The organism is Bacillus sp. FSL K6-1006 (genome assembly GCF_038593175.1).
GTDB lineage: Bacteria > Bacillota > Bacilli > Bacillales > Bacillaceae > Bacillus > Bacillus safensis.
The window spans coordinates 1,166,536-1,179,341 of record NZ_CP151970.1 but is presented as its reverse complement, the minus strand read 5'-3'; the positions used below and the strand labels follow the sequence as shown (position 1 = coordinate 1,179,341).

General features: G+C 40.3%; 24 protein-coding genes. All 24 read right to left on the bottom strand.

The window, feature by feature from the left end; all coding sequences use genetic code 11:
• Positions 1-5: 5 nt before the first annotated feature.
• Entirely contained in the window at positions 6-1,712 is a 1,707-nt protein-coding gene (locus NSS65_RS06000; protein ID WP_257995260.1) for a T7SS effector LXG polymorphic toxin, read from the bottom strand.
• A gap of 91 nt (positions 1,713-1,803) precedes the next feature.
• Positions 1,804-2,187, bottom strand: coding sequence for an ArpU family phage packaging/lysis transcriptional regulator (locus tag NSS65_RS05995; RefSeq protein WP_148942642.1), 384 nt, complete (start codon positions 2,185-2,187; stop codon positions 1,804-1,806).
• 70 nt (positions 2,188-2,257) lie between these two features.
• Entirely contained in the window at positions 2,258-2,461 is a 204-nt protein-coding gene (locus tag NSS65_RS05990) for a hypothetical protein (RefSeq protein ID WP_106032704.1), read from the bottom strand.
• Between the two features lie 154 nt (positions 2,462-2,615).
• Complete coding sequence (locus tag NSS65_RS05985; RefSeq protein ID WP_326135050.1) at positions 2,616-3,026, bottom strand: hypothetical protein; 411 nt, start codon at positions 3,024-3,026, stop codon at positions 2,616-2,618.
• Between the two features lie 3 nt (positions 3,027-3,029).
• Complete coding sequence (locus NSS65_RS05980) at positions 3,030-3,473, bottom strand: hypothetical protein (protein WP_326135049.1); 444 nt, start codon at positions 3,471-3,473, stop codon at positions 3,030-3,032.
• On the bottom strand, positions 3,473-3,907 hold the full coding sequence (locus tag NSS65_RS05975) for a YopX family protein (protein ID WP_326135048.1): 435 nt from the start codon (positions 3,905-3,907) through the stop codon (positions 3,473-3,475). Before NSS65_RS05975 ends, NSS65_RS05980 begins: the two co-directional genes overlap by 1 nt.
• Complete coding sequence (locus tag NSS65_RS05970; protein WP_326135047.1) at positions 3,907-4,215, bottom strand: hypothetical protein; 309 nt, start codon at positions 4,213-4,215, stop codon at positions 3,907-3,909. Before NSS65_RS05970 ends, NSS65_RS05975 begins: the two co-directional genes overlap by 1 nt.
• A 1-nt stretch (position 4,216) precedes the next feature.
• On the bottom strand, positions 4,217-4,429 hold the full coding sequence (locus tag NSS65_RS05965) for a hypothetical protein (RefSeq protein ID WP_256688652.1): 213 nt from the start codon (positions 4,427-4,429) through the stop codon (positions 4,217-4,219).
• A 20-nt stretch (positions 4,430-4,449) separates the two neighbouring features.
• A complete protein-coding gene (locus tag NSS65_RS05960) occupies positions 4,450-4,650 on the bottom strand; it encodes a DUF6877 family protein (protein ID WP_216099088.1) in 201 nt (66 codons plus the stop codon).
• A 208-nt stretch (positions 4,651-4,858) separates the two neighbouring features.
• Positions 4,859-5,083 carry a hypothetical protein gene (locus tag NSS65_RS05955; protein WP_047946039.1) on the bottom strand — a complete coding sequence of 75 codons (225 nt, stop codon included), beginning with the start codon at positions 5,081-5,083 and terminating at the stop codon, positions 4,859-4,861.
• A gap of 32 nt (positions 5,084-5,115) precedes the next feature.
• Positions 5,116-5,319 (bottom strand): XtrA/YqaO family protein, encoded by a 204-nt coding sequence (locus tag NSS65_RS05950; protein ID WP_034282417.1) that lies wholly within the window; start codon positions 5,317-5,319, stop codon positions 5,116-5,118.
• A 73-nt stretch (positions 5,320-5,392) separates the two neighbouring features.
• Entirely contained in the window at positions 5,393-5,674 is a 282-nt protein-coding gene (locus tag NSS65_RS05945) for a hypothetical protein (protein WP_256688653.1), read from the bottom strand.
• Between the two features lie 287 nt (positions 5,675-5,961).
• The gene (locus NSS65_RS05940) at positions 5,962-6,675 is read right to left on the bottom strand and encodes a helix-turn-helix domain-containing protein (protein WP_326135045.1); all 714 of its coding nucleotides are present in this window, start codon (positions 6,673-6,675) and stop codon (positions 5,962-5,964) included.
• Positions 6,663-7,112, bottom strand: coding sequence for a RusA family crossover junction endodeoxyribonuclease (locus NSS65_RS05935; protein ID WP_326135044.1), 450 nt, complete (start codon positions 7,110-7,112; stop codon positions 6,663-6,665). The genes NSS65_RS05940 and NSS65_RS05935 overlap by 13 nt, the downstream gene beginning before the upstream one ends.
• On the bottom strand, positions 7,109-7,300 hold the full coding sequence (locus NSS65_RS05930) for a hypothetical protein (protein WP_326135043.1): 192 nt from the start codon (positions 7,298-7,300) through the stop codon (positions 7,109-7,111). The genes NSS65_RS05935 and NSS65_RS05930 overlap by 4 nt, the downstream gene beginning before the upstream one ends.
• A gap of 14 nt (positions 7,301-7,314) precedes the next feature.
• Positions 7,315-8,607, bottom strand: a complete 1,293-nt coding sequence (gene dnaB / locus NSS65_RS05925) for a replicative DNA helicase (protein WP_326135042.1) — start codon at positions 8,605-8,607, stop codon at positions 7,315-7,317.
• Positions 8,579-8,866, bottom strand: a complete 288-nt coding sequence (locus NSS65_RS05920; protein WP_101677447.1) for a replicative helicase loader/inhibitor — start codon at positions 8,864-8,866, stop codon at positions 8,579-8,581. Before NSS65_RS05920 ends, dnaB begins: the two co-directional genes overlap by 29 nt.
• A 5-nt stretch (positions 8,867-8,871) precedes the next feature.
• Positions 8,872-9,732, bottom strand: a complete 861-nt coding sequence (locus NSS65_RS05915) for a hypothetical protein (RefSeq protein ID WP_326135041.1) — start codon at positions 9,730-9,732, stop codon at positions 8,872-8,874.
• 213 nt (positions 9,733-9,945) lie between these two features.
• Positions 9,946-10,746 carry a PD-(D/E)XK nuclease-like domain-containing protein gene (locus NSS65_RS05910; RefSeq protein WP_101677357.1) on the bottom strand — a complete coding sequence of 267 codons (801 nt, stop codon included), beginning with the start codon at positions 10,744-10,746 and terminating at the stop codon, positions 9,946-9,948.
• On the bottom strand, positions 10,706-11,617 hold the full coding sequence (locus tag NSS65_RS05905; protein WP_101677358.1) for a hypothetical protein: 912 nt from the start codon (positions 11,615-11,617) through the stop codon (positions 10,706-10,708). Before NSS65_RS05905 ends, NSS65_RS05910 begins: the two co-directional genes overlap by 41 nt.
• A 111-nt stretch (positions 11,618-11,728) precedes the next feature.
• Positions 11,729-11,950, bottom strand: a complete 222-nt coding sequence (locus NSS65_RS05900; RefSeq protein WP_025092875.1) for a hypothetical protein — start codon at positions 11,948-11,950, stop codon at positions 11,729-11,731.
• Between the two features lie 32 nt (positions 11,951-11,982).
• Entirely contained in the window at positions 11,983-12,174 is a 192-nt protein-coding gene (locus NSS65_RS05895; protein ID WP_101677359.1) for a hypothetical protein, read from the bottom strand.
• Positions 12,175-12,363: 189 nt separating this feature from the next.
• Positions 12,364-12,534, bottom strand: coding sequence for a hypothetical protein (locus NSS65_RS05890; RefSeq protein WP_155267116.1), 171 nt, complete (start codon positions 12,532-12,534; stop codon positions 12,364-12,366).
• Positions 12,535-12,804: a hypothetical protein gene (locus tag NSS65_RS05885; protein ID WP_326134380.1), complete on the bottom strand. Its 270-nt coding sequence runs from the start codon at positions 12,802-12,804 to the stop codon at positions 12,535-12,537.
• Positions 12,805-12,806: the final 2 nt, after the last annotated feature.

Sequence of the window (12,806 nt, the reverse complement as noted above, 5' to 3'; positions counted from 1 at the left end):
CCTCCTTATTTAGTTGCTTTGATAACTAAAGGCTTTTCTAATCCACCACTATAAACTTCTAATTCATCAACCCCCAACCTTTTTAGCAAGGCTGGCATTTCTCCTCTACAAATATTGCAAGTCTTCCTATCTACAAACATAGTTACTTTTTGCGGTAATTGACCTTCCTTTTCAAAAGCTCTAATTAATGAATGAGATTCTGCATGTGTCAATGACTGAGCATGGCCTAAATGTTTAGGGGAACTCTTTTTAGGTGGAACCCATTGTACTTCTTTTAACCACTTTTGTCTTAGCTCTCTTGTTGCTTTTTGCGACTCTTTAGTGATCGTGGAATTCACTCCAAAAAATGTCCTGTCGTTAACTTTAACTGCTGCTACCGTATCACCAGAATCAATAGCATAAGGTTTTAATCCCGCTTTTTCCCTGAATCTCTTTATTTCATCATAGCTTTCACTAATTTGTTTATTTGACTTCTGGATAACTCCTGGAGTTTTCTTCACAGGTCCTTTCATACCAAACGGTAAAAGCATTGCAAGCGCCGCATTCATACTTGCTTCCTGCTGTTCTTTCGAGACCTTGTTTCCAAACATGTCTCGACCTGTAATCGCTTCGCTGAAGCCGTTGGTCGCGGTGAGCCCGTATAAACCTTTTTGGGATGTCTTTAGGGCATCAAAAGATTTTTGTGACGTCTTATAGATGTCGACCGCTCTGACTGCGGCTGACGTGGCTTGGGTGGTTTTATAGACGGCTTTCCCGCCTTTAAAAATGCGTCCTGCCCAGCCGACGATAGGGATATAACCGGCTGCTGCCATGCCACCTGCAGCGACTCGTTGGCCTGCCGTAAGCTCTTCACCTGTGATTGGATCGACGCCCGTAGCTGCACGTTTAGCATCATTCACACCTGTTAGCTCATTGACAATGTTTCCCCCATAGTCAAGGGCTTTTTCATACCAAGGACGGTTGGCGAGCGCTTCTTGTTCCTTTGCGATCTCGCGGGCTTCTTCTTGTTCTTTTTTGATTTTGAGATATTCAGCAGTTTGCTTCTCAATATCGCTTTTCGCCTTGTAGATTTCACTATCTTGAAATGCTTTTTTGTCAAAATTCATAGGTGAAATGGATTTCCCGTCATTCGTGGCATTCATCATTTCTGCGTACAATGCCATTGTAGCTTGCTGCTCCGTCTCTGACAAAGCATATTCATCTTTTAAATTTTGATCAAGCTCTATTAAGTCTTTTACTGTCTTTTTTCGTTCATCTTCCGCATCTTCTATTTTTTCATCAAAGGTTTGGCTATCAAATACCTCCAAAGAAATAAGGTCATCGATATCTTCAAATATGGTTTTGAGTGCCTTTTTTTGATCCTTTACAATGCTTTTGGCATTTTTGATACCCATATGTACAGCGTTGTCTAAAAAGTGCTCTTCTACAAAAGTATCACCGCCAAAGCTCGTATCATCAAGTGTCCCAGACACACCTTCATGAAAAGCTATTTGCTTATCAATGAAGCTGATAAACATGTCCACATTCCCAGCTAGCTCTTTATAAAAGCTTTTAATATTATCGGCACCTTTACCAGTGAAATCATCACCGAGGTTTGCCACACCTTGTAATGCCTTTTTTAAATCTACCATTTGTTCGCGGAGTTCCTGATAGTGTTTCGCTCTTGTATCCATGGCACTTGTTAATGCTTTAGCATCAAGTATCTTCCCCAGAAGAAGTCACTCCCTCCTATTCATTGACAAGGTCAATTTTACCAACACAAAACTTGTCATTAAATAGGAATAAAGATACAAAAAACAGCACTCATATGATTCCGAGTGCTGTCGAAAGGTTAAACGTCGCTTGCTTCTTCAATTTGTAATACCGGTCTTTCTTCAGACCCAGTTCTTCACACACCTCCAAATCCTTCACCACACGTGATGTCAGGTATTTCATCCGGATGATATCTTGCTCAATTTCATCCAGGCTGTTTTCAAGCGCTCTTTCTATCTGCCGGACCTTCAGTTCATTTAAAGTTTCCTGGTTCCTGAGAGAAGGAAAAAGGCCTGTTGCACCGTTTGCTTCCTGCTCTTTTCTGTTTTCTTCTTTAACCTTCAACGCCCTATAAACCTTCAGCTCTTTGATCAGAGCATTTCTGACTTGTTTCTCATCGATCCCTGGCAGTAAACACAATTGTTCAGCTCCCATTTCCTCGACCTCCTATAAACAATGAAAGACATAGACCAGAGCAATTTTGCACCGATCTATGTCATATGATTTATTCTTCTATTGGAAAGACTCTGATCTCAAACGCATTCTCCAATGGCAGATAGATAGCTGATTCGTATTTATATTTATCCCCATCTAAATCAGCAATCCCATACTTTGCAACTAAACGAATCAAGTTATCAACCTTTTTAATATCAATCGGTTGAGTAGATATTTCTTTAAAATTGTCATCAACAATTCGTACATTCATCATTTCGTGACCTCCTCGGCATATTCTTGCAGCTGCCTTTCAATAGTTTCTACAGGTACAAGAGGAAAAGCAGTCTTTTCCCACAAGATAAATTCACATCGCTTATCATCAGCGTCAGGGAAATACCTTCTTATTAAGTCATGCCATGTTCTGATTGTCATTTCCGCACCTCGAAAGCGGGCGTATAAATATGCCCTTTAACGCCTGTCCAATTGCTGTTTTTATATATGGTCATCTTGATCCGATGCGTGCCGGATGTGTGATTAACTGTGTAAAACTCCTTTGCTGGTGTGGCGTTCTTAAATGATCCGACCAAGCTGAACCGTTGATTTTTCCATTTGCCGCTCACCTTTTTTTGCAAAGTGAAACGATAATAGACCGTTTCAGATCCCGTTTTACGTGCTGTCACGTCGATTGATTTAGCTCTCGGTGTATATGAATTTGCATCCGTTGATACGCTGATTGTGTGTCCGTCTACTGTTTTGTATCCGCTCGTTACAGCTGCGGCTGCCGGCGCACAAAGCACCGCAGCCACAATAATAGATAGTGTGATTAGTAGTTTTTTCATTTGTTATACTCCTTTTTCTTGTAGTTTGTATAATTTGTTAGCTTCTCTTGCACCGGCACGCATAAACGCTTCTTTTAAAACATTTTCGTTTACAGCAAGCTCTTGGCGCTTCGCTCTTTTGACATACCGATAATCAGCAAAAACACCGATATGACTTGGTATCTCATCTTTTACCCTTTCGTAAAGTTCCTTTGTTAGCACATAATAGTTGTAATGACCGACAAAACTTTTTTTGGCGCTAGATCGAAAATCCGAAAGAGATACTTTGATTTCATATGCTCTCCATATGCCTTTCGTGTCAAAAGTCAGATAGTCAATTCGCTCATATCCTGCTCGACCATACTCATAGCCGATGGTCACTTCAAAACATCCATACATACTTTGATTTTCTTGAGTTTTGGCATGTATCTGCCTCTCTAATTTTAGTGTGAGGGCTGACTTTGCCATCATTCACCCTCCGTTTTTAACAGTTCAGGATTTTGATAGATGTTGCCGACAACTTCGATATGCTGATGTTTGTTGAAATACTCATGAGCATTCCAAACTCCGAACATGTAGCAGCCATTATGCATACACACCTTTCGCATGATTGGATCAACATCTTCGTGCAATCGGAGTGACCCTCTAACTATGTCTCCCTCATAAATCTCCCGGCCGTTCTTGTCCTTTAATCCGGTGTATCGTCGAACTGCTTTCAAACTTTTATCAGCAAGCGAATATTCATCACCATCTTTATCTGTAACGTAATCTATTTTTCCGTTATCAAAAGAAATGTCATGAACATCAATAATTTCTTCGTAACTGTCTATACCTGCCCAATGCATATTAGAGCTACTTAATTTATGTTGAATTACCCATGCCTGAAATTTAATCTCTCGCATCAATACTCCTCCTCATGTCTTGCCTTGATTCTTTCAAATTCTTCGATTGTATAATCAACATGAGCAGGATCGTAACAGTTTTTGAGATCGTTAATATCAAGAGGAGCATTGTGTTGAGACACAAGGTTGTAAAAATCGGTTAAATCTTGATCACTTGGCTTCTCACAATCTTTTCTAATGAGACACAACGCATCTACAATTTCTTTTACATCTCCGTTAGGATCGGTTAAATCCATAAAATCAGGTCCATAACTTAGATAGCGGGCAGTGTGTTTATTTTTAAATACAATCGCTGGCACAGTTTTCATATCAGAAGCCCTCCTGCAAATCTTGTATATCCCCTTGATAAAACGTGTTTTGCTTAATGACTTCAAAAATAATTGGCCGTTCTCCTAAGTGAGTACAAGAGCCGTACATATTAATTAATGCGTTTCGCATTTCGTCCTCACTAGGGTAGTGATCCCACCCTCCCAAAAGTCTTATGCCTTGTACGTTTAAATAAAAAATGCTTCTCAGTTTCATAATGATCTTCCTCTCTTTTTTCATTCTGCTTGCTTGGCCTGTTGATCAAACCGGCGCAGCAGCTCATCTTTAATTGTTTCAGCTTTTTTTCTTTGTCCTTTGATGTAAGGGCTATTGATGCGATCACCAGACAGCACCGCATCCCCTATTCGTCGTTTGATGTCATCCAGAGCCATCCAAAGCCCTTCATATGACATGTTTTCAGATGGTTTAAACTCCATATGATCCTCCCTCAGAACAGTGTCAGCTGTTGCTGGTGTTGTCCTTTTTGCTTTATTAAAAAATGCCTGGCTTCAAATGCTCCATAGTGTGAGCCAGGACTATCAAATTTTGATACATAATAATGAGCGGAACCAAGAGGAAAGAGAAAGTATTCTACGCCCTTTTCTAACGGTGTAAACTCACTAGTGAGACATATTCCCTTCAAGGTCATGCCACGATTTCCCATGGCAACCGCTCGACCCTTTTCATACTTCCAGCACAGCCGACTTTACCAAGATTCCGACGTGCTGCTGGATAGGATTGATATGTGTCATACTCGCTCCATTTTGCATCTGTTAAGAGATCAGAACGCCAATAGGCAACGTATCCGCTCGCTGTATTGACAATACAAAATTCAGCAAATGGTGATTTTGAATACCAGATTTCTTTCATTTTGACTGCCTCCCTGCAGGAGGAAGCTCCTGCTATTTTATTTTGTGTGAACTTGAGTAATTTAAGTTTGTGAATTGGCCGTCACGTGTAGTGATTTCCGTTTTACCGTAAATAGGTGCTTCAGCTAAAAACGCTTCGTTGGAATGGCCATCTAGGATGATGACTTTAACTTCTCCTTTTTCAAAAAGCTGATTAATTGAGATGTTAGAGTCTATATGTTTGTAAGGATTATTCATGCGCACAAGGCCTCCCATGTTATAATGAATTGTCGAGATTCATTAGAGCCGGAGCCTTGTGCTTTGGTTCTTTTTATTTGCTCTGTAGAGCTTGTAAATCACGCGTATACATTTCAAATAGATGCTTGTCCTTTATGTCTAAGGCCAAGTTAATAAGATCCTTTAAGCCAGCTTCAGTGACCGTTATATCCATGTTTTTAGCCCAATCTTCGGGATAGACACCCTTTCGTCCGAAACGTGACTTTATTAAAAGCTCTCCCTCAGCAATTTCAAGAACGTAACCCTGAACGCGTAAATGTTTGTGATCACCTTTACCTACAACTTCCACCCAATCTCCTTTGACGATCTGTTTCATTTCCTGAAACTCCTTCCACACTTCGAGCAGTAAGGACCATTGAAAACCCGTGTGCAAAATTCCAACTCATAGCCTCGCTCAACTGAAACAAGGTTCCTACACTTAAAGCAAAAGAAGTGCTTATGTTTGAAGAAGAACTTGATTTTATTAATCATCTGACTATCCTCCATCCTTTCCTGATACGACTGTGCAGTTCATATTTTTTAAGTGGTTCATAGAGGTGGACGCGCTGTCCATCCTCTTCGCGATAAAGCAAGAACCACCGTTTTGACCGTTTACGTGCCATCTTATGCAGCCCCGTCTTCCTCTTCTTTTTGTTCATCTTTAGGAATATCGTATTCATCTGATACGCTATCATCTGAACCCTTTTCACCTTCAGCTTCACCTTCAGCTGCTTCTTCTTCAGCATTTTCCTTTTGCAACGGTTCAGCTTCGTTGGCTTGATCCTCTTTCCAATCCCACCATTTTTCAGCAAGCGGAGCCACTGCTGCTCGGTAGTCATTGATCAGATCAACGACGGTGCCGGATGACATCTCAAGCTCTGTGGCCAACTTGCGGTATGATTCACCCTCAATTCGCCGTTTCACAATGTCAGCCATATTCTCAGGGAAACCTTCCTGTTTTGGAGCCATACCTTCAACGATGAATTGATCCACCACTTCACGCTTAATCTCCATCGGCTTTTCTTCAATTTTTGGTTTTTCTTCTGGTAAACCTAGTTCAGCTTCGAGCTGTTCTGACTCAGGTTTTGCTATATGGACCACACCGCTCTGATCTACTTCATAATTTACAATTGGCCGCTCAGTGTGAGCATTGATCTGCACGTTATAGCGGACAATATCGCTTTCAATTTCAACACGCACATCGTTATCAATCATTTCAGCAAGGTTTTGAATGCTGTTTCCTAGATCCTTCGTTGAGATTTCAAGGACCAATTCTGTAACACCTTTAGGCTTATGATTTACTTTCTTGACTGATCCATCAAAATTTACAAAAGACATATTTGTTCCTCCTTATGGGTTGGTGTGAGAGTTGAGACTTCGACTTCGATTCTCGGTGAGCTGCTGTAGAACTTACTTACATGTAAATCAACTATCTGGCTATCATCCTGCCAAATGACTTTATTCAGGCCATCTTTTATCCCTTTGATGTAGTTATCAACATCGGGCTTCTTCGCGGGCCTCAACTCGCCTCTTTCAGCTTCTGCGGCCTTTTTCTTGCTGAAGCTTTTTAAAGTGGATTTGTAAACTTTAACCCTCAACTCCAGCGGACCAGTAAGAAGTTGATCAGGACGGTGATCGCTCGCAGCCAACTTCACGTATTGCTTGAAGTCTCGTGACTTCTTGGGATCGTATAATCTTGTCATACCATTCATGTGAGTAGCTCTTGGACGCCCCTGTGCTACCGGCTCTCCGTAGACGGTGAATGCTATTTTCATTCGATTGCCCCCATCCTCGCGTTATATGTTAAAGCCTTATTTCCTCGCTTACTCTTGGCTGAAATGACTATCATTTCAAGATCATAGAGTGATAGTTTTTCGAGACTTTCATTCTCACTTGGTTTATATCCAATGCGCTTCAATTCTTTGAGCAAGAACTGTTTGCGCTGATCGCTATTGATTGACATGTTCATTCCTCATTTCATAAAGCGGCTTCCATTTGCCGCGATAAGTTTACAAACCTTCCGTACTCTTTCATAAATGCAGCATTAATTGTCCCAACCTCACCATTTCGCTGTTTAGCAAAGATGATTTCGACTATATTTTTCTGCTCACTATCTTTGTTGTAATAATCATCACGATAGAGGAACGTAACGATATCAGCGTCTTGTTCAATGCTTCCTGAATCACGCAGATCAGACATCATTGGACGTTTATCTTGCCTCTGTTCCACTCCACGTGAGAGTTGTGATAGCAAAATGATTGGGACATTAAAGCTTCTCGCCATATTCTTCAGCTCTTTTGTGATAGCTCCAACCTCATAGTTTTTGCTCTCAAACTTACCGATTGGGGTAATGAGCTGAAGATAATCAATGATCACTAAATGATCTTGATCAGGATGATCCTTTTTCGTTTTACGGATCTGTGACCGGATATCTGCGACTGTTTGAGTGGGCTGATCATGGATGTAGATATCTAATTTTTCGTATTCACCCATAGCTTTGTTGGCTCTATCATAATCTTGATCGCTAAAGTACTTTTTCGGATTCCTCCACTTCGTGCCTTCAATTCTTCCAAGGCTGCTTAACATTCGATGAGTTAACTGTGTATCTGACATTTCTAGCGAAAAAATATCTGTTACTCCACCCTTTAGTGCGTTATTACAGCCTAGGTTAAGAGCGAAAGCAGTCTTTCCCATCGATGGACGAGCAGCCACGATTATCAAATCGCTTTTTTGCCAACCACCTGTCATGGCGTTCAGATCCGCAAGACCAGTGTCGACTCCTGTAAGATCCCCTTGATCTTCTTCCATGCTCATGAATATCTCGGTCAGAACATCCATTTTCGTCCGAGTAGCTTTAACTCCAACTTCTTGCACTTCAATGGTCTTTTGATAAAGCTCAGTGATGCCCTCATCACATGGGGCATTAGCAAAAGCTAAAGCAGCACTTTGTAAATCTCGGAGTCTAAAAGCCTCGTAAATTAATGTTTCATAGGTCTCGAAAGCATGTTTTGAGGGAACAGTACTTGCAAGATTGGTTAAGTATTCAAAGCCTCCAATTGAATTTAAAAGGTCTCCCATAGCTGCAGCGATATTGGCCAATTCAACAGGCTTACCTAATTTGTCCACTTCCCTTATCGCTTCGAAAATCCGCTTATGCCGTTCTTCAGCAAAATGTCTGGGCTCTAGTGCCGTTTCTTTAATCAGATCACCCTCAAGGATGATACAACCTAATAAAAACTGTTCAGCCTCTACGTTTCGCAAATTTTGCATTTTGTTCCCACACTTTCTGTTTCGCTAAGAATTCGTTTTGCTCTGGTTGTTTGATTTTGATCTCTGCGATAGCAGGTGGGAATCTCTTTTCAGCAATGTGCTGGTCGATCTTTTTCAAAACCTGTTCATAGGGTTGATCCTTTAAGTGGTCAAGCCAGAGTTTAATTCTTTCTTTTCCGATCGCGTCTGTAGTGAGTTCAAACCTTGGATAGGCAGCTGCAATTCTTGTTAGAATAGACATTGCTTGCTCTTGGTTCATGTCCATCAACCTCCTCCAAATTTAATCCCATTTTCTTTTGCGTATTGAGCTAGTGCATCTAAATTACTTTGCCTATGCTGCTTTGGTTTAAATTCAGAAACATTGTTTTTAAGAGGCTGAGGTTGGTGCTGCTGTGCAAACCAACGATCAAGAATTGCTGATTCTAGGTACGCAAATGATTTAATACTGTCTGCTCTATGCTTCGGCTGATATTGATCGAATATATCGTCGATCCACTGCAAAATGTTTTCATGTGGGATTCTCTCATTTAGAATCCTTTCAATGGCAGCTGAATCTTTTGGTGTTAACATCAACCCACCTTTTCGTGATAAGTATTTTTCTTCGATCTGCTGGAAAGGAGTTAAATCATTTTCTACTGAGGCTCTCTTTTCTTCTTCCTCTTCTTCTTTAATTCTTAAATTCTTTAATTCTTGATATAGTTCCGACTTCGTACCGCTTTCGTTCCGTCTTCGTTCTGCGATAGGTTCTTCTTCCGTTCTGGGTTCTGTTTCGTGATCGCTCGAAAACTCTTGATATGACTCGTATTTAACAATGGTGAATAGTGTTCCTAGTTCCGTTTCGCTAACAGTAATGATGTTGTTCGTAACAAGTTTCTTAATTGAACGCATAATTGTACTTTTAGACAGCTTTTTTAACCCTCTTCCTTCTTTATAAGCGAGGTCCTCACATAGTTTTGAGTACGATCTTATGTACTGGCCCTTATTTAATACAACTCCATTCATTTTGAAGCCATCTTGATGACTTGCTCTCATAACTAATAAAGTGAACAGTCTAAAGGTAGTCACGTCATTCCATAATTCGTGTTCTAATATTTTTCGATGCAGTTTTACCCATCCAGTAGACAAATAACTTCCTCCTCCCCAACATCGTCAATTAAGGCATTTTAGTCTCACATAAAGCGTACATTCCACTGATCCTAATAAAAGTAAGACCTGGTTCATTTCTTTGGATATAACCCTTTACATACGCTCTAAATAACGCAGCTTGATTATGACTTGATTTAGATAAAGACAGGTATACAAACGGAATAGGAACTTTAATGATTAGCTTCTCAATCACTAGCTGTTCACCAGCTCGGAAAAATGGATAATGCGGTTAAGTCGATTTGTAGATCGACAATACTTACACTTTTCACATCTTCTAGGTCTTTCTCCGCCATGCTTAACCTGAACGATCCGCTCCATGTTTTTTTCTATATCCTCTAACTCAATTTCCATTCTTGACTCATCAATATTGATAACTGCTTTATCTGGTGGATCTTCTTTTGATATGGCCACAATCAAAGGTTCTAACCACTCACTACGTCCTGCTTCCTGTCTTTCTATTTCCGCATAGAGGGCCACTTGAGCAATATATCCGTAGGCTTCTACAAATGAACAATAGCCAAGCTCTTGATCCCATATTCTTTCTCTGAGAGAACGAGTTGTTTTAAGATCAGCAAAGCGACCACCTGCAGGGTTGTACACATCGAGTTTTCCTTTCCAAGGTACTCCGAACAACTTACCTGTGATAATCACTTCTTTATCTCCTTGAAGAACAAACATGCATAAATCGTCATTCTGTATAGCTTCAATCATGAGATCAGCCAATTGATATTGTTTATACAATTGGCCCTTTTGTGTAAATAGAGCAGGTGTATTCATCTTAAATTCATCAAAGGCCTGCTCTCCTTCAAGCCAGGCATGAACATATTGACCAAAGAGTAGAGCTTCAGAGGACGGCGGCTGCCATTCACCGTTGAGTTTTGCCATTGTAGCCGCCTCACACTCTAAGAAACTCTTATATTGAGAATTTGACATATAAACTTGATCGATCTCGTTAGAGTAATAATTCTCCTTGTTGATTGTCGGAATCATCATTTGCTGGCTCACCAGCCTTTACATCACTCTCTTTTTGTTCCTGCTGCTTTAGAAACTCTTCTTCGATTTTTGATTTTGTAGCACCTGAAACTTTGACGTTGAAATAATCCTCTTTCTTTGCCATACCATCACGAAGTGACGTATAGATGCGTCCTATTTTGAGGTAATCCTGCTCAGTAAATGCATCCAATTTGCTTCCGACATATTCCTCGACCATTTCCTTCGTAACACCAAAATCAGCTTTAAATGTTGTTAATGCTTTTCTTAAGCGATCTTCTAAAGGCTCTTTATGGCCATCAATAAGTGTTCTTTGACACATATCAACTGCTGCATCAACAATGTCTCCTGGTATCACTCCAAGAATGCAGGCACGAACTCGACGTGCACCTTGGTTTGCAACCAGTTCATATATATCTCTTGGATCGTTGAGCTTTGTAATGGCTCCTTTTGCTTTTCGTTCATGCTTCACCGTAAATATTTTGGTCTGACGAGTATTGGTTTCAAGATCCCATGCATAAGCCATAACAGAAGATTCTCCTGCTTTTTGTTCAAGTTCCATGATTCCGTAATCAATGTTTCCCCAATTCTGTGCCAGAGCTTCAGCCAGACGAATTGAAGGACCTGATACCTTTGTTCCACCTCGTGGATATTCGTAGACAGCATTCTCAGCTAATAACCTACGCTCACATGCTTTCTTGATTCGTTCAAAAGCAGCATAAACGTCTCTTGGAAACTTCTTTGCTATGACCATAGCTGCTTGTACTTCCTGTGCCTGCCGACTAACCATAGCTTCGGTTGTTACTGAAGTTCCTGCTGATGGCTGTGAAGCTGCCATATAGTTCGAGTAATCAACATTTGACAATCCATTCATATAAGAACCCCCCCATTGAATTTAGGTGCCAACCTGCTTATAATAGTGGTTGACACCTTATTCTGTGTCTGGTTATTTAGATGAGAGTTCACTTGTTGGGAGTGAACTCTTTTATTTTGCTGTTTTAAATTCAAAATCAAGTTCCTCTGCAAGATATCGTTCTAGATTTTCTCGCAAGATCAGTTCACCCGAATTTTTATCCTCAACATAGTCATCTTCTAACAAAATTTCTGACCCATAAAAATCGATTCCAAAGTGTTCCTCTTGCCTGACCATATCTTTTGGATAGCCATATCTATTAATCTCTGTGATGATCGGATGCTCAATATTCATCTTCTTCCCTCCTCTTCTGTTTGGTGTAAGCATTAAGAAATCTCTAATTTTGAGCGGATCGCTTCTGCCTTTAGTTGTTGAAATTTCTCAAAGGCTTGTTTATCAGGAAATTGGAACATTGGCTTACCTTTGTTAGTCATCACAATTGATCCATTCACTTGTGATAAATAGAACTGATCAGACTGTCTCTCACTGAAAGGTTTAATAACTGGTTTAGTTCTCAAGACTTCTTTCCTCCTTAACACATTATTTGATGCTTATTCGCATCGTCCGACCGCGGATGGAGCATGATTTGAGGGGGTAGGTGTGCACTGTCCCATCCGCAAGCCGGACGACAAGAATAAGCCTTGTCGTGATCTCTAAATAACGCTATAATGAGATCGATCATTTTGTTATTCATGGTTTGAAATGATTTAAGCAGTAAGTGTCGGAGCTTGCTGCTTTTTTCTGTTTTCTATTTCCGTTCTGATCTGTAATTCCAGAGCGGCTAATAAAATGAGCCCTTCCTCTGTATGACGCATCTGACATTGTTTCACGATATCTTTCGCCTTCATTAAACGACTTGCTGTGAACAAATACTTCAACTAGATCAATCCTCTCAATCTATTTTTTAGTGATTTTGGATATTTGATTTTTGTAATACTCGCAGCCTGTTTTAATAAATGAACTTTAGCTTGGCTTTCGTAACGCTGAATTTGGTTTAATGATTTAGCAATATCTTTGTGAGCTGCTAATGCCGTAGCGATATCAGCACTCTCAAGTGCTTTCATTAATCTTTTTTGTAGTTGTTCAATACAGATCATTTCAGCAGTTATCCCTTCATGATCAATACTCTTGAAAATCGCTTTTCTCATCT